The sequence below is a fragment of the Exiguobacterium sp. s28 genome, from assembly GCF_018618135.1.
GTDB lineage: Bacteria > Bacillota > Bacilli > Exiguobacteriales > Exiguobacteriaceae > Exiguobacterium > Exiguobacterium mexicanum_A.
Map to the genome: position 1 here is coordinate 67,458 of NZ_JACSLL010000005.1, position 15,575 is coordinate 83,032.

Sequence of the window (15,575 nt, forward strand, 5' to 3'; positions counted from 1 at the left end):
CCACTCTCATGGACGGGTTCGCTCATTCAATTATACGGCTTGATCAATCGCACGCGTCAGTCGCGTCTCGACGTCGTGGGCGATCGATTGAAGCGACTCATCCTCAATCAGCTCGATCAGTTTCGTCGGCTTCGGCATCCCGACATGGGTCGCCCCGTCTTTCGTGAAGACAGCGAGCTTACAAGGCAGGAAATAGCCGCCTTCCCGATGTGCCGTGATGACTTTCTTCGCTTCTTTCGGATTACATACTTCAAGGATGCGATAGTCCCCGTCGATCGCTTGGCCTTTCTCTTCGAGCGTCTCGCTCAAATCAAAGTCCCAGAGCACTCCGAACTCTTCTTCCTTGAGCGTCGCTTTCAGCTTCTCGACGACCGCTTCGACCGTCTGGTCTGTCTTGACCGTGTAATCAAACATGTAAATCCCTCCTCGGTTATGGTCTCTTTCGTCATGTACCCGAACTGACTGACGACAAATCGTCCGATGGCGATAAAAAGTATATGTGATTTGAAACATATTTCGCGTTCGAAACGTATGAATGAGAGAAAATAGAGAAGTCCATACTTACGTAAAGGAGAAGTGGTTGCCGTGACGGTCACCGTATTCACACATACAAGCTGCAGTTCTTCCCGTAAGACGATTGATTGGTTACGCGAACAGAACATCCCATTCATCGAGAAGAAATTGACCGATCAAGGGATGTCGTTCACCGAGTTCAAAGACATGCTCCGCCTTACCGAGAACGGGACGACCGACCTGTTGTCCGTCCAAAAGAGCGTGTACAAACAAGCGGCGGACCAACTTGACGAGATGTCGCTCCGTGAGCTGTACAGCTTTGTGGCGTCGCACCCCCAAATCTTAAAGAGTCCGATCGTCGTCGACGACAATCGGATTCAAATCGGGTTCAGCGAGAAAGAGATTCGTACGTTCATCCCGCGCCATGACCGAATCGCCGAATTGAAACGATTGCTCGACAACAAATAAGAGCCCTGCCGAAGCAGAGCTCTTTTCTTATGCTTTCTTGAGTCGGGCCGCCAAGCGGTTACCGAACGATTGAATCGATTGGACGAGCAGGATCAAGACGAAGATGGTCACGTACATGACCTCCGGCTCGAACCGGAGATGCCCGTATTGGTAAGCGATATCACCGAGTCCGCCTGCCCCGACGAGTCCTGCCATCGCGGTCGCCCCGATCAAACCGATCGTCGCGATCGTCAAACCGAGCACGATCGATGAGCGGGCCTCCCGGATCAACACGTACCAGATGATTTTACGGGTCGAGATGCCCATCGCCTCATACGCCTCGACGACCCCGCGGTCGACCTCGAGTAGCGCCGACTCCATGAGCCGGGCGATATACGGGGCCGTGAACACGATGAGCGGCAACAGGACGCCTTGGACGCCAATCGTCGTACCCATGATAAAACGGGTGAACGGGAGGATAAAGAATAAGAGAATGATGAACGGGATGGAACGGACGACGTTGATGACGCTCGATAAGATGCCGTAGAAATAACGGTTGGCGAGCCGGCCGTTCGGTCGCGTCAAGACGAGAAGCGTCCCGAGCGGCAGTCCGATCAACGTCGAGATGACGAGCGCGATGCCGGTCATCGTGAGCGTCTGGATCGTCCCCGTCCAAATCAAGTCACCCCAATTTTCCCAAAACTGAAGCATGGTTCGTCACCTCCTTCACTTTCACACCGCTCGCCTCTAAGAAGCGGACGGCTTGATCGGTCTGGGCCTTATCGCCGTCCAAATGGACGAGCAGATTGCCGACGAGACCGCCTTTTAGCTTTTTTATGCCGCCCCCGATGATATTCGGGAGCAAGCCGAACCGTTTCGTCAACTGGGCGAGCACAGCCTGTTCACTCTGATGACCGATGAACGACAAGTTGACGAGCATCCCGTGCGTGCTCAACTCATCAACGACCTCTTTCGGGACATCGAGGTTCGTCTTCAAGAACTTGCGTGTCGTCGCATGCTGCGGGTCCGAGAACACGTCGAGCACGTCCCCTTCCTCGATGATCCGGCCGGCCTCGATGACCGCGACCCGGTCACAGATGCGCTCGATGACTTCCATCTCGTGCGTGATCAAAAAGATCGTCAGTCCGAGCTCGCGGTTGATGTCGAGCAAGAGGTCGAGGATCGACTCGGTCGTCTCCGGGTCGAGCGCGCTCGTCGCTTCGTCGCTGAGCAGGATATCCGGCTCGTGCGCGAGGGCCCGGGCGATGGCGACACGTTGCTTCTGTCCGCCCGAGAGTTGCTCGGGATAGTGTTTCCGATGGTCCGTCAAGCCGACGATGTCGAGGTATTTGTCGACGCGAGCACGGATCGTTGCCTTGTCGAGACCTTCAAGCCGGAGCGGGATGGCGACGTTCTCTTCGACAGTCGCCGTCTTGAGCAGGTTGTAGTGTTGTAAGATCATTCCGATTCGATGGCGGAGTTTTGAGAGCCCACGTTTGTCGAGCTTCGTGATGTCCTGTCCTTCGATCTCGACCTGGCCCGACGTCGGGCGTTCGAGCAGATTGATCATGCGGATGAGCGTGCTCTTGCCGGCCCCGCTTCGGCCGATGATACCGAAGATTTCGCCTTTCTCGATCGTGAGCGAGACGTCGTCGAGTGCGGTGACGGCACCTTTGTTCACCGTGAACGTCTTCGTGATTCCTTTAAGTGCGATCATAGGACCTCCTTAAAACGCCGGGACGATTGAGCCGTTGAACGTCTCTTCGATGAACGTCCGGACCTCGTCCGAGTGATAGTATGATTTGAGTGTCGCGACGACTTCGTCATCCTTGTTATCGGTGCGGACGACGACGTAGTTCGGATACGGGTTGTCGACCGTTTCTTCGTTGAACAAGGCGTCCTCGTTGATCGACAGGCCGGCACCCATCGCGAAGTTCGTGTTGATGGCCGCGAGTGCGACTTCCGGGAGCTGGGTCGGGAGCTGAGACGCCTCGAGCTCGATGAATTCGAGGTTGAGCGGGTTTTCAGCGATGTCGCGTTTCGTCGCCTTGTCCGTCAAGCCTTCCTTCAGCGTAATGAGGCCCGCTGTCTCATACAGACGGAGTGCGCGCAGTTCGTTCGCCGGGTCGTTCGGGACGGCGACCTTGTCGCCTTCTTTCAAGTCCTCAATGTCGGTCAACTTTTCCGAGTAAAGACCCATCGGGAACGCGACGGTCTTGAACACATCGTCGATCTTATAGCCTTTGTCGGACTTTTGCAGTTCTAGGAATGAGAGCGTCTGATAACTGTTCACGTCGAGGCTACCCTCGGCGAGCGCCGTGTTCGGCGTATTATAGTCATTGAACACTTTGATATCGAGTTCGAGGCCGTCTTCGGCCGCGAGTTCTTTCACTTTCTCGGCGATCTGTTGGTGCGGCCCGCCCGTGACGCCGATCGTGAGCGACTCCGTGCTGAGCGCCTCGCTCGCGTCCGATTGTCCGCATGCCGAGAGCGCGATGGCGGCGAGTAATGATGTTCCTGCAAGTACTGTTTTCTGTTTGATGTTCATTTGTTTTCCTCCTCCAAAATGAAAGCCCGCTACTCATTCAGAGTGGCGGGCACGACAAGTCAAAGTCGGACACGCTCATCTCCCAGACGATATCGTCTGTTGGAATTAGCACCATGATCATTACGATCTGGTTGCCGGGTTTCACAGGGCCAGTCCCTCCACCACTCTTGATAAGCAATCGGTCTATTAAGTTGTTATCATCTTACTTTTAATTCTTTTAATTGTAAATAGAAAATTGTAAATTTTCAAAAATTATTTTCAAAAAGTCTTTATCGAGTGGTTCCGGCAACTGTTGCAGTTCGGTTTCCGTCATGACGGAGTCGACCAGTACCGGGATGTCGCCCGACCCGACCCCGAGCGCCTCGAGCGTCGTCGGTGCACCGAACCGTTTCAACCAGGCCTCCAAATACGGAGCATCGGCCGAGCGACGCAACCGCTCCTGGACGATTAGGCCGAAGCCGACCTTGTCTCCATGCAAGAAAGAGTGGGTCGACTCGAAGCGGCTGAGTGCATTATGGACCGCATGGCCCACGGCGACGCGTGTCCCGGCGTCACCAAATCCTCCGACGGCACCTCCAATGGCGAGCACGTGATCGACCGCGAAGCGGACGTCGTCACTATACGACTCAAAAGCGTGCTCGCTCAATTCAAGTTCGACGAGACGCCCGCACTGCTCGGCCAAGACGAGTCCGGTGTTGACGCCGGCGTCAGCTGAGCTGTCACCACTCAAATAACGGGCCTCGTAAAACTTCGCGACCGTGTCGATGACACCGGCCCGAAAGTATTCATATGGTGAGCGCGAGATGACCCGTGAGTCAACGATGACCCGTTCGATGACGACGCGGAACATGTCGTAGCGGTCGTAGCTCCCGTCCTCCTGATAGACGACGCTGAGCGGTGTGAACGCCGCACAGTTCGAGGCGAGCGTTGGGACGACGATGAGCGGGACGTTCCGTTGATAGGCGACGAGTTTGGCCGTATCGACGAGCTTGCCGCCTCCGACGGCGATTAACACGTCGGCGTCCAACGGTTTGAGCCGTTTGACTTCCGAGTCCGTGCACTCCCCGCTGAACCTTGTTGCCGGATAGTCCGCGATGGCCGGAAAGATGGCTCGGACGACGTCATACCCGTTCTGACCGTGCAGGACGTGGGCACGTCGGCCGTCGACTAAGTCATCAAGACGGTCGAGCGCGTCATCGGCGTGGTCATATTCAAGGACGGCCTGACGAATCATGCGCGCACCTCCTCATAGGCGGCAAACAACCGCTCGATTCGTTCGACGGCCTCGTCAATCTTCGGTTCCGGTGAGACGAGACCGAAGCGGACGTATCCGTTCCCTTCCGAACCGAAGAAATAGCCCGGGGTGACGGCGACACCGGCTTCATGCAGCAGTTTCCGCGAGAACGACTTGGCATCACCCTCAGGCACTTTCGCCCAGACGAAGAACGAGCCTTCCGGCGGTTCGACGGCCCAGCCGGCCCGGTTCAACCCGTCGATCAGGCGATCACGCCGTGCCTCGTACAGTCGTGCCAAGTCATCGCGAATGGTACGGGGCGCCTCGAGCGCAGCGACAGCCGCCGCCTGGATGGCCGAGAACACGCTGACGTGGACGTGGTCCTGATACGTGTTGATCGCCTCGATGATGTCCGCGTTCCCGACGGCGAAGGCGACGCGCCAACCGGACATGTTGAACGCTTTCGACATCGTATATACCTCGATGCCGACTTCTTTCGCCCCTTCCGCCTGCAGAAAGCTAGGCGGGACATGGCCATCGAATCCGATGCTGCCGTATGCGAAATCGTGGACGACCATCAAGTCCCGCTCCCGGGCGAAACGGACGGTATCGTCAAAGAAAGCGGGTGAGGCGACGGCTCCCGTCGGATTGCTCGGGTAGTTCAAATACATGAGTCTTGCATCTTGCGTATCGAGCGTCTCATAGTCCGGCAAGAAGCCGTTCTCTTCCCGGAGGACGAGGTCACGGACGACGGCACCGGCGAGTCGTGCCCCCGAGATGTAATCAGGATAGCCGGGATTCGGTAGCAAAATCCCGTCGCCAGGTTCGAGCACACATTGCGGCAACGTGATGAGACCAGATTTTGAGCCGATGAGAATCGCTACTTCTGTCTCGGGATCAAGTTCGACTCCATACTCATTCAAATAGAACGTCGCCACTGCTTGCTTCAGGCGGGCCTGACCGCGGAACGGACCGTATTGATGGGTCGAGGCATCAAGGAGCGCCGTCTGAAGCGCGTCACAGATCGGCTCAGGCGTCGGCAAATCCGGCGTCCCTTGACCGAGTCGGATGATATCGCGACCGGCCTGTTCAAGTGCTGCGACTTCATCGGCGAGTCCGACAAAGTGTTGGGGTGGTAAAGTTTTAAGTAAGTGTGAGCGTCTGTCTGTCATGAATAGTCCTCCTATGCAAAAAACACCCCTTTCCGCGGAAAGGGGTGTCGAGATACGGACGTATTCAAACAACCACCTTTCCATCTCTCAAGGTCACCTTGCTGGAATTAGCACAGTATTGGAACAATCTGTTGCTGAAGCATCATCGGGCCAGTCCCTCCGCTTCTCTTGATAGAAAGTGTTTTTATATGCGATTTGTCTTTTTGTAATATGTCACTTAGTTAACCAAACGTTACCAATCTTGTCAATCCTTTTTCGAAAATGGGTGTGGCCTATTGAATCCCGATAAAAAAAAGGTCATAGTACAAAGTGAACACTATTCTACAAAATTTAAAAGATGAGGGGATGGACCTTTGGAATTAAATCGTCAATTGATTTGGAAGTTGAGCGTGATCGGATTGATTCTGCTCGTCCTATGGAAAGTCATCAGTGAACCGGACACGATTTCTAGTGTGTTGCACTACACGTTCCAGTTGCTGACGCCGATTATCATGGGAATTGCCATCGCGCTGCTCCTGAATACCGTCCTGTCCTATATAGAAGAACGGTTTCAATTAAAACGCTATCAAGGTTTGCTGATCCTTTACATCGTCTTCATCGGGATTCTTGTCATCTCCGCTGTGACATTGTTCCCGCGCATCTACTCGAGTGTGGCCTCACTCATCGAAGAGCTCCCGTTCTACATCCGACAGATTGACGGGTTCCTCGCCCAGTTGAACACGTACTTGAAAGAGTACAACGCGACGATTGCCCAAGCCATCGATTTCAGCCGCTTCGAGGAACGTTACTCGGGCTGGGTCGAGACCGCCGTCTTGTCGTCGGTCAGCTACGTGTCGAGCTTCACGATGACGCTCATCAATTTCTTGATTGGGATCGTCATCTCAATCTATCTGTTGAAAGACAAAGAGGTTTTTGCCCGCATGTTCAAGCGGCTGTTGTATGCGATGTTCCCGGTCGCGTCGGCTAAGACGACGATCGACATCTTTCAAGAGATGGATTACATCTTCAAACGCTATATCATCGGGAAGTCGATCGACTGCCTCATCATCGGGGTGTTGGCCGTCGCCGGTCTGTTGATCATCGGGGCACCTTACGCGCTTCTACTCGGCGTCATCGTCGGCGTCTTGAATTTTATCCCGTACGTCGGTCCGCTGCTCGGGATGATTCCGGCGTTCATCATCACCTATTTCTATGACCCGTTCACGGCGCTCATCGTCCTCTTGTTCATCTTCTTGTTGCAACAATTCGACGGACTCTGGCTCGGCCCGAAGATTCTCGGCGACAGCGTCGGCATCACCCCGTTTTGGGTCATCACGTCGATCATCATCGGGGGTAGCCTGTTCGGTCTCGTCGGGATGTTCATCAGTGTCCCGGTCACGGCGATGATTCAAGTCGTGTTCTCTCGGTTGATCGACTACCGGCTCAGCCGAAAGAATTTGAACGAATTATTATGACACATTGACGATTTATGTTGACACATTTCACGGAAATATCATAATCTTGAAGAGAAGACAGTCCAATGCAGAAAGGAGAGGTACCGATGTCAGTCATTCAACGCTCGCACGTCCAAGTTCATATTGACCGGCAGGCGCCTCTCCGTGATTTGAATCCGTGATGTCGCCTGCCTTCCGAGGCATGCCTAAGATCGTAGGGACGCGTATGCCTTTGTGCATGCTGCGTCCCTTTTCTTATTCTATCAACTAAAGCAGGTGACCTTAATGATTCAATCACTCAAACAGCTCGACCGTAACATTTGGATCCGCTTCCTCGGAGAGACGATCACCGGTGTCATGATGTTCATGATCGCACCGTTCCTCGTCCTCTACTATAGCGACAAGCTCGACAGTTATATCCAGGTCGGGGTCATCATGGCGACCGGACCAATCATGGCGCTCATCGGATCGGTCGTCGGTGGACGGCTCGCAGACCTGTATGGCCGCAAACCAATCATGATGGCTGCCATTCTTGGCGACGCCCTCGCCCTAGTCGGTTTCGCCTTCGCCGAAACGTTTTGGCCGCTCCTTTTCTTGAACGCCATGCTCGGTTTGACGAACTCATTGTTCCACCCGGCCGCAAGCGCGATGGTAGCCGATGTGACCGAGCCCGAACAGATGAATGAGGCGTTCGGTCTGTTGCGGATGGGGCACAATATCGGGGCTGCATTCGGCCCGCTCCTCGGGAGTGCCGTCCTCTTTATCGACCGGCAGTATATCTTCTACTCGGCCGCTCTCGTCTTCGTCTTGTACGCACTCGTCCTCGGTCGCTTCATCCGGGAGTCACTCCCAGAGACGACCGATGTCGACACGCCATCGAACCGGGATGTCCTGCGCGTGTTCTACAATGACAAGGTGTTCCTCGTGTTCATCTTTGCCGGTGTCTTCATCTCGATGGGCTTCTCGCTCATCGAGAGCATGCTGCCCCTCTTCTTGAGAGAGTCGATGCCATCGTACACCGATCGTGAGAACCCTTTCGCCTATATGCTCGCCTTGAACGGCATCATGGTCGTGTTGTTCCAGTTTCCGATCGCTTCGAAACTCGGCCGCAAGTCGTTCGGCAACGTCATGCTCGCCGGGGCGACCATCTTCGGGGTCGGCATGATTCTGATCGCCGTCATGCCGCGTCTCCTCTATTCACTCGGGACACCGTACCTCGTTCTCGTCAGCGTCTTGCTCGCGGTGTACGCCTTCTATACGCTCGGCGAGATGATCATGTCCCCGGTCCAACAGACGTTCATCGCCTTGATCGCTCCGGAGAATATGCGCGGTGCCTACAACGGGGCCGCCAGCATCCAATGGTTGATCGGCGGGGTGACCGCACCGATCATGGCAAGCTTGTTCTTCGACCAACGCGCCGGACATATCGCGTTGATCCTCGTCGGGGCGGCCAGCTGCGTGTCGGGATTCATCTATTGGCAACTTGGACGCCGCGTCAGCGCAGCCGAAGCGAAACAAAAGACAGCTTGACTTATAAAACCACACTGAACCTAGTCGTTTAGTGTGGTTTTTGATTTCGTTCGAACATCATTAAATTTTGAATTTTTCATTCGTTTATTCTTTACAAACATAATGATTCTTTTTTATGATGATACGGTTAAGGAGGGATCTTTCATGGAAAGGATCGATAAACAGAAAATTGTGGACAGCGTGCCACAAAAAGGTTTTTTCGGACAGCCTAAAGGCTTGTTCACGCTATTCTTCACTGAGTTTTGGGAACGGTTCTCGTATTACGGGATGCGCGCCATCCTCGTGTTCTACATGTACTACGAGGTATCTGAGGGCGGTCTCGGTCTCGACCAGAATGTCGCCTTGTCGATCATGTCGGTATACGGCGCACTCGTCTACATGTCGGGGGTCATTGGGGGATGGCTCGCCGACCGTGTCTTCGGGACGTCTCGGGCCGTCTTCTTCGGCGGCGTGTTCATCATGCTCGGTCATATCGTCTTGTCGATTCCAGGCAGCCTGACGTTCTTGTTCATCTCGATGGCACTGATTGTCATCGGTACGGGCTTGTTGAAACCGAACGTTTCAAGCATCGTCGGTGACCTGTATCACGAGACGGACCGTCGTCGTGACGCCGGGTTCAGCATCTTCTATATGGGGATCAACCTCGGTGCCTTCATTTCACCTTTGATTGTCGGTGGGGTCCAAAAGAGCTACGGCTTCCATTGGGGCTTCGCACTCGCCGCGGTCGGGATGTTCATCGGTCTTGTCGTCTTCCTCGTCACGAAGAAAGGCAACCTCGGTCTTGCCGGTTCATATGTGCCGAACCCGTTGACGCCGTCTGAGAAGAGAAACGCGATCAAGTATACGACGATCGCGGTCGTCCTCATCGGTGGCCTGTTGGCCGTGCTCATCCCGCAAGGTTTGTTCACGATCAACACGTTCATCGGCCTCGTCGGTGTGTTCGGGATCGCCATTCCGACGATTTACTTCATTATCATGTATCGCAGTCCGAAAACGACGGAAGTCGAACGGTCACGGATCATCGCCTACATCCCGCTCTTCATCGCCTCGGTCATGTTCTGGGCGATTCAAGAGCAAGGGGCGACGATTTTGGCCAGCTATGCCGATAAGCGGACCGATCTTGAATTTTTAGGAATCACGCTCTCACCGGCCTGGTTCCAGTCGCTCAACCCGCTGTTCATTATCATGCTCGCACCGGTGTTCGCATGGCTTTGGGTCCGACTCGGTGACCGTGAGCCGAGCATCCCGACGAAATTCGCGTTCGGGATCTTGTTCGCAGGGTTAAGTTTCTTGGTGATCTTGCTCCCGGCCTATTTCGGAGGCCCGGACACGCTCGTCAACCCGCTCTGGCTCGTCCTTAGCTACTTCATCGTCGTGCTCGGTGAGCTCAGCCTGTCGCCGGTCGGTCTGTCGGCGACGACGAAACTCGCCCCGGCCGCTTTCTCGGCCCAGACGATGTCGCTCTGGTTCTTGTCGAACGCTGCGGCGCAAGGGATCAACGCTCAGCTCGTCCGTTTCTATTCACCGGAGAACGAGATGCTCTACTTCGGGATTATCGGTGGCGCGGCCATCGTCCTCAGTCTGATCCTGTTCGCACTCGCCCCGGTCATCAAAAAGTATATGCGCGGCATTCATTAAGCGTAAAAGCCCATTCCTCGGCCGAGGAATGGGCTTTTGTATGCTTTGCTTATTTACGGACTTGGATGAGCGACAAGTAGCGGTCGATCAAGTCATGGTTGAAGTAATCGTGGAACCGGTCCGACTTGAGCGATTGAATCGACTCATGGAAGGTCGCCGGGAGTGACGAGATGCCTTGACTCTCGATTTGTTTGGCCGAGTACTCAAACAAGTCGTCCTCGTTCGGTGATGACGGCTCAAGCTGTTGCTCGATCCCTTCGAGTCCAGCGTAAATCAGGGCCGCGAGGGCGAGATATGGGTTGGCGCTCGGGTCTGGGTTACGGACTTCGACGCGTGTCGCACTGCCGCGTGACGCCGGGATTCGAATCATCGAACTGCGGTTCGACGGGCTCCAACAGATGTTGACCGGTGCCTCGAAGCCTGGAACGAGACGTTCATATGATTCTGGGAGCGGGTTCGTGAAGATGGCCGTCGCACGGGCATGCTTCAAGATGCCTTCGATGAAATGACGAGCTGTGACCGACAGGCCGTAATCCGACTCCGGCTCTTCGAACGCGTTGACCGTCGGATTGCCGTCCTTGTCGTTCTTCCAGACCGAGATGTTGAGGTGCATCCCCGAACCGTTCACGTCGCGGAGCGGTTTCGGCAAGAACGACACTTTCGCGTTTTTCTCTTGGGCTGCCAACGTGACGATTTCTTTGAAGAACTGGATGTTGTCGGCCGTATGCAACGCGTCATCGTACTTGATGCCGATCTCGTGCTGGGCCGGTGCCACTTCATGGTGGACCGCTTCGATGTTGAAGCCGACATCGCTCAACCGGTTGGCGATATGTTGACGTACCTCATAGCCTTTGTCTTCCGAACGTGTCGAGAAGTATCCGGCCTCGTCATAGAACTCTCCGTTTTCGTCGAAGATGAAGAATTCCGGCTCGGCACCGACGAAGATCGAGTATCCGTCACGAGCAGCGCGCTCGAGGGCATCCTTCAAGACGTTACGCGGGTCGAACTCATACCGTTCCCCGTCTGGTGTGCAGACGTCACAGAAGAACGCGAGGATGCTCTCGTCCCCGTCCTGTTCGTAGCGTGGACGATCTAAATCCGGTCTCAAGAATAGGTCTGAGTTTTTGATGGAAGAAAAACCAGCGATGGATGAACCGTCAAACATCGTCTTCCCTTCAAAAACTTCCGGCAACAATTTTGCAGAGAGAGTCAATAGCTTCAAGTCTCCAAGCACGTCGGAGAAGTACATGTGGATCTGAGTGATCCCTTTCTCCTGAACCGTTTTTTCAATCTCTTCTTGCTTCTTCCTGTTGCCATCCTTGTCAGTTCCGAATAGATTAGCCATGATTCTAAAAAACCTCACTTAAGTTATTTGACAGATCAACACTGTCATGACGCACCTTGCGTACGCTTCTCCTTAAGTCATAACCCACTTTAAAAAATGTTAAACCCCTAATTTGAAACATCGGGCTGAAAGTGGCTCATTCCGCCGTCGCTTGTTATGATGGGGAGAGACTGAAAAGAGAGGAAGAACGCTGTGAACATTTTTATGACCGGTGCGACCGGATTTTTAGGAGGACGGCTCGCCCGCGAGTTGATTCATCGAGGCCACACGTTATGTGTCCTCGCCCGCACGCCTGAAAAAGTGGAGGCGATGTTCTCGCAGGACGAACGCCGCTCGATGACAGTGCTGGCCGGGGATTTGACCGCCCCGTTCCTTGGAGCGGACGATGAGTTTATCAAAAAACATGAGCGGAGCTTCGACTTGGTGCTCCACATGGCCGCGCTCGTCAAATTCGACGAGGAGCTCCGCGATGAGCTGTTCGAGACGAACTTGACGGGGACGCAGCAAGCGCTCGCCCTCGCGAAAGCTTTGCACTGCCCCCGCTTCTTCCACGTCAGTACGGCCTATACGCTCGGCGCACGCGAGATCGGAGATGAGTCGCTGTATGCGACCGATCAGACGTTCCATAACCCGTACGAGGAGAGCAAGGCCCATGCCGAACAAGCCGTCTGGGAAGCCCGGCATGACCTGGCCGTCTCCATTTTCCGGCCCGCCATCATCGTCGGCGACTCGAAGACCGGCGAGGCCGATTCGAAGTTCACGATGTACGGCTATATGCGGGCCCTGGAAGTGTTCAAGCGTCGACTCGAACGCAAAGGCGCGCCTGTCGGTCCGATCCGACTCCTCGGCTCCGAGACGGGCACGTCGAACCTCGTCCCGGTCGACTACGTCGCCGACGTGCTGCTCGCGGCCATCGAACACGCCAAGCCGGATACCATCTATAACGTGACGAACGATGCCCCGCCGCGCAACGAGACGATGCTCGAATATATGAAGCAGGCGCTCGAGTTCCCGCATTTGAAAATCACCGAGACGGCGACGTCCTCGTTGAGCAACGTCGAGCAGACGTTCAACGAGATGGTAAAAGTGTTCAACCCGTACTTGAACCGCAACATCTCATTCCAGGATGCGAACACGAAACGCCTGTTGCAGGACGCCGGGTTCAAACCGCTCGATTTGAATGAGCGCTCGCTGCGCCGGATCGTGAACGCCTATTACGAGACGAAATGACAACAGCCGGGACTGATCCGTATCAGTTCCGGCTGTTTTTATGATTTGTCGCAAACGAGGACGATCTTCCCGGCTTGGATTTCACTTTCGAGTGATTCGACCATCTCTTTCGTCAGACCGAGGCTCTCGAGCTGATCGATGCGGTCATCCGAGTTTTTCGTGAACTTCGACATGAGTGATTCCCACAATCCTTTTTCAGTGATGCGGTATGGTTGTACACCTGCTTCTGCGGCAAGACGCACCGTCAATTCTTCATCTTTGGCAAATAAGTAAATGTTCTCGTTGACACATCCGCCTGACACCATTCCATTCACTTCATGGTCGACCGAGGTCATATCCCGCACGATTCTTGTTTCTAACATATTCATCCTCCTAAACGTCCGCTGTTCTAAAATCGAATAATATACTATTCCCGAAAAATGAGTCGTAAAACCCATTTTCCGTCAGCGATTTGAAAAAGAGGGACTCAAGAAAACGTGGCGGTCCAGTCATCGATTCCAAAATGATCGACGATGCCTTGGATTCGTGCCCGTTCCTCCGGTTCAGACGAGACCCCTTCACGGCTGAGACGGACGATATTGACCCCGGTCTGCCAATCGATCTTCCCCGCCCGATAACCGGCCTGTTGCAACAGGCCGGCGACGATCTCGAGCTTCTCGCGCTCCATCGATTTCAATGTATGGCTCACTCTCACATGCGACACTCCTTCCCGTTCCAAGCCGTATTGTATCATAGGGACGGCAGACAGGTGCGACAGCGATTTCAATGATGCTATACTACTTATAATGAGACAAGGAGTGATGTAGATGCCGAGACAGGATATGAATACGATCATGCTCGACTATATGAATGAGAAAGAGGATTACGAGGCGTTCGCCGCCAAACTGAAGTCGCTTCTCAGTGAACTATTGAATGACGCCGGGATTCAGTTCCACTCGATCGTCGCCCGGGCCAAGGAAGCGGAGAGTCTATATGCCAAACTGTCCCGCAAACCGTACCAATACCGGTCATTGCGCGACGTCCAAGACTTGGCGGGGATTCGGATCGTGACCTATTTCCATGACGACGTCCGGGCCGTGGCCCAAATCCTTGAGGACGAGTTCCGAATCGACCGTGAACAGTCGATTGATAAATCCACCCTGCTCGACCCGAACGAGTTCGGCTACCTCTCGGTCCATTACGTCGTCGGTTTGAGTAACAAGCGGCTCGCCCTCGGAGAGTATCGCCGCTTCGAAGAGAAAGAGGCCGAGATTCAAGTCCGGTCCATCTTGCAACACGCCTGGGCCGAGATTGAGCACGACTTAGGCTATAAAAACCCGAACGCCGTCCCGCCGGAGATCAAACGCAGTTTCAGCCGTGTCGCGGGACTGCTCGAAATCGCTGATTCCGAGTTCGTCAACATCCGCAAGCAACTGCGGACGTTCGAGCAGGAGACGGTCGAACGGATCGTCGAGTCACCGGACAAAGTGAGCATCACCCGGGACAACTTGAACTATTATATCGCCAATGACGTCACTGTCGAGAAGCTCGATAACGCCATCTTCCAGAGCGACTGGTTGCTCGACACCGACCTGTCGACGATTATCGAATTGACGCGCATGTTCCATTACGCCGAGATTCGCACGTTCCAGGACTTGAGTGACACGCTCGACCGTTACTTCAACCGGGCCATCCAATGCGCGACGCTCTTACCGTCGTCATTGTTGCCGCGGCAAGGGATGGGCGTTGTCTACGCTGTCCTCGCCAAGCTGCTCGCCGAAGGGGATGACCAGCAGATCGAGTTCTTCTTCCGCCGCTTCTATCCGGACTTGAAACATTACGATGAAGTCATCCAAGAACTTCGCATCCGTGAAGAGCCATCATAACTTTACAGACTTCATGTTTTTGTTGTAGAATGTTTTTATGTTCTGAAATATATGCAAATAATGATATTTACCTAGGAGGTACGCTTGAGGATGACAACACCTGTACAAACAGCATCCCGCCGTCAGCTCGTCGCTGATGCTGAGCGAGGGATTCGCATGAACTATCGCGGAGTGAAGAAAAACCTCCGGTCGATGTTCTCTCAATACTTGACGCGCAACGAATTCTTCATCCTTCGTTCGCTTTGTCAAAACAGTCCTCAAATCGCCTCGGCCTTATCGAACGAGTTTCAGTTCTCGGCTTCGATGATCACGGCACTCGCAGATGAGCTCACGAAAAAAGGATTGATCTCACGCGAACGTAGCGAACGCGACCGCCGCGTCGTCGAGTTACAGGCGACCGAGGAAGGTCGTGCCTTGTTCGAGACGTTAGAAGATATGAAAATCGAGTACTTGATGGACGTGTTCGAAGACTTTTCAGATGACGAATTGATTCTTCTGTCCAAATTGCTTGATCGAATGGACGCATAAAAACGACTGGGCCCGATTCATTTCGGCCGCAGTCGTTTTTCTTGTGTCGTCCTACAAACGAAAAAACCCTCGGTCAAGGCAGTTGCCTTGTG

At 54.2% G+C, this 15,575-nt stretch carries 16 protein-coding genes and 2 riboswitches; of the genes, 7 read left to right on the forward strand and 9 right to left on the reverse strand.

The window, feature by feature from the left end:
• Positions 1-30: 30 nt before the first annotated feature.
• A complete protein-coding gene (locus tag KNP78_RS07400) occupies positions 31-414 on the reverse strand; it encodes a DUF302 domain-containing protein (RefSeq protein ID WP_034777646.1) in 384 nt (127 codons plus the stop codon).
• A gap of 171 nt (positions 415-585) precedes the next feature.
• Between KNP78_RS07400 and KNP78_RS07405 the strand changes: the two genes are divergently transcribed.
• On the forward strand, positions 586-981 hold the full coding sequence (locus tag KNP78_RS07405; protein ID WP_021067479.1) for a Spx/MgsR family RNA polymerase-binding regulatory protein: 396 nt from the start codon (positions 586-588) through the stop codon (positions 979-981).
• A gap of 27 nt (positions 982-1,008) precedes the next feature.
• On the opposite strand, the gene KNP78_RS07410 is transcribed toward KNP78_RS07405, so the two are convergent.
• From KNP78_RS07410 to KNP78_RS07430, 5 genes are all read right to left on the reverse strand, one after another.
• Positions 1,009-1,671 (reverse strand): methionine ABC transporter permease, encoded by a 663-nt coding sequence (locus KNP78_RS07410; RefSeq protein WP_034777647.1) that lies wholly within the window; start codon positions 1,669-1,671, stop codon positions 1,009-1,011.
• Entirely contained in the window at positions 1,643-2,677 is a 1,035-nt protein-coding gene (locus KNP78_RS07415) for a methionine ABC transporter ATP-binding protein (protein ID WP_214823548.1), read from the reverse strand. Before KNP78_RS07415 ends, KNP78_RS07410 begins: the two co-directional genes overlap by 29 nt.
• A gap of 9 nt (positions 2,678-2,686) precedes the next feature.
• Positions 2,687-3,508: a MetQ/NlpA family ABC transporter substrate-binding protein gene (locus KNP78_RS07420; protein WP_214823549.1), complete on the reverse strand. Its 822-nt coding sequence runs from the start codon at positions 3,506-3,508 to the stop codon at positions 2,687-2,689.
• 72 nt (positions 3,509-3,580) lie between these two features.
• Positions 3,581-3,685, reverse strand: a riboswitch (SAM riboswitch).
• A 40-nt stretch (positions 3,686-3,725) separates the two neighbouring features.
• Positions 3,726-4,742, reverse strand: coding sequence for an iron-containing alcohol dehydrogenase family protein (locus tag KNP78_RS07425; RefSeq protein WP_214792039.1), 1,017 nt, complete (start codon positions 4,740-4,742; stop codon positions 3,726-3,728).
• The gene (locus KNP78_RS07430) at positions 4,739-5,914 is read right to left on the reverse strand and encodes an aminotransferase class I/II-fold pyridoxal phosphate-dependent enzyme (protein WP_214797515.1); all 1,176 of its coding nucleotides are present in this window, start codon (positions 5,912-5,914) and stop codon (positions 4,739-4,741) included. Before KNP78_RS07430 ends, KNP78_RS07425 begins: the two co-directional genes overlap by 4 nt.
• A gap of 77 nt (positions 5,915-5,991) precedes the next feature.
• Positions 5,992-6,092: riboswitch (SAM riboswitch) on the reverse strand.
• 175 nt (positions 6,093-6,267) lie between these two features.
• Between KNP78_RS07430 and KNP78_RS07435 the strand changes: the two genes are divergently transcribed.
• The 3 genes from KNP78_RS07435 (at position 6,268) to KNP78_RS07445 (ending at position 10,515) form a co-directional block, all read left to right on the forward strand.
• On the forward strand, positions 6,268-7,368 hold the full coding sequence (locus KNP78_RS07435) for an AI-2E family transporter (RefSeq protein WP_214797516.1): 1,101 nt from the start codon (positions 6,268-6,270) through the stop codon (positions 7,366-7,368).
• Positions 7,369-7,632: 264 nt separating this feature from the next.
• The gene (locus tag KNP78_RS07440; protein ID WP_214797517.1) at positions 7,633-8,877 is read left to right on the forward strand and encodes an MDR family MFS transporter; all 1,245 of its coding nucleotides are present in this window, start codon (positions 7,633-7,635) and stop codon (positions 8,875-8,877) included.
• Positions 8,878-9,021: 144 nt separating this feature from the next.
• Entirely contained in the window at positions 9,022-10,515 is a 1,494-nt protein-coding gene (locus KNP78_RS07445; protein WP_214707724.1) for a peptide MFS transporter, read from the forward strand.
• 49 nt (positions 10,516-10,564) lie between these two features.
• On the opposite strand, the gene KNP78_RS07450 is transcribed toward KNP78_RS07445, so the two are convergent.
• The gene (locus KNP78_RS07450) at positions 10,565-11,860 is read right to left on the reverse strand and encodes a glutamine synthetase family protein (RefSeq protein ID WP_034777655.1); all 1,296 of its coding nucleotides are present in this window, start codon (positions 11,858-11,860) and stop codon (positions 10,565-10,567) included.
• A 192-nt stretch (positions 11,861-12,052) separates the two neighbouring features.
• Here KNP78_RS07450 and KNP78_RS07455 point away from each other — a divergent pair, with 192 nt between their 5' ends.
• Positions 12,053-13,090, forward strand: coding sequence for an SDR family oxidoreductase (locus tag KNP78_RS07455; protein ID WP_214797518.1), 1,038 nt, complete (start codon positions 12,053-12,055; stop codon positions 13,088-13,090).
• A 38-nt stretch (positions 13,091-13,128) separates the two neighbouring features.
• On the opposite strand, the gene KNP78_RS07460 is transcribed toward KNP78_RS07455, so the two are convergent.
• Together KNP78_RS07460 and KNP78_RS07465 are read right to left on the reverse strand one after the other, a co-directional pair.
• On the reverse strand, positions 13,129-13,452 hold the full coding sequence (locus KNP78_RS07460; RefSeq protein ID WP_034777657.1) for a YflT domain-containing protein: 324 nt from the start codon (positions 13,450-13,452) through the stop codon (positions 13,129-13,131).
• 104 nt (positions 13,453-13,556) lie between these two features.
• Positions 13,557-13,784: a hypothetical protein gene (locus tag KNP78_RS07465; protein ID WP_157964157.1), complete on the reverse strand. Its 228-nt coding sequence runs from the start codon at positions 13,782-13,784 to the stop codon at positions 13,557-13,559.
• 112 nt (positions 13,785-13,896) lie between these two features.
• On the opposite strand from KNP78_RS07465, the gene KNP78_RS07470 reads away from it, so the two are divergent.
• Positions 13,897-14,955, forward strand: coding sequence for a GTP pyrophosphokinase (locus KNP78_RS07470; RefSeq protein WP_214823550.1), 1,059 nt, complete (start codon positions 13,897-13,899; stop codon positions 14,953-14,955).
• A 90-nt stretch (positions 14,956-15,045) separates the two neighbouring features.
• Positions 15,046-15,483, forward strand: coding sequence for a MarR family winged helix-turn-helix transcriptional regulator (locus KNP78_RS07475; RefSeq protein ID WP_034777659.1), 438 nt, complete (start codon positions 15,046-15,048; stop codon positions 15,481-15,483).
• Positions 15,484-15,575 lie beyond the last annotated feature (92 nt).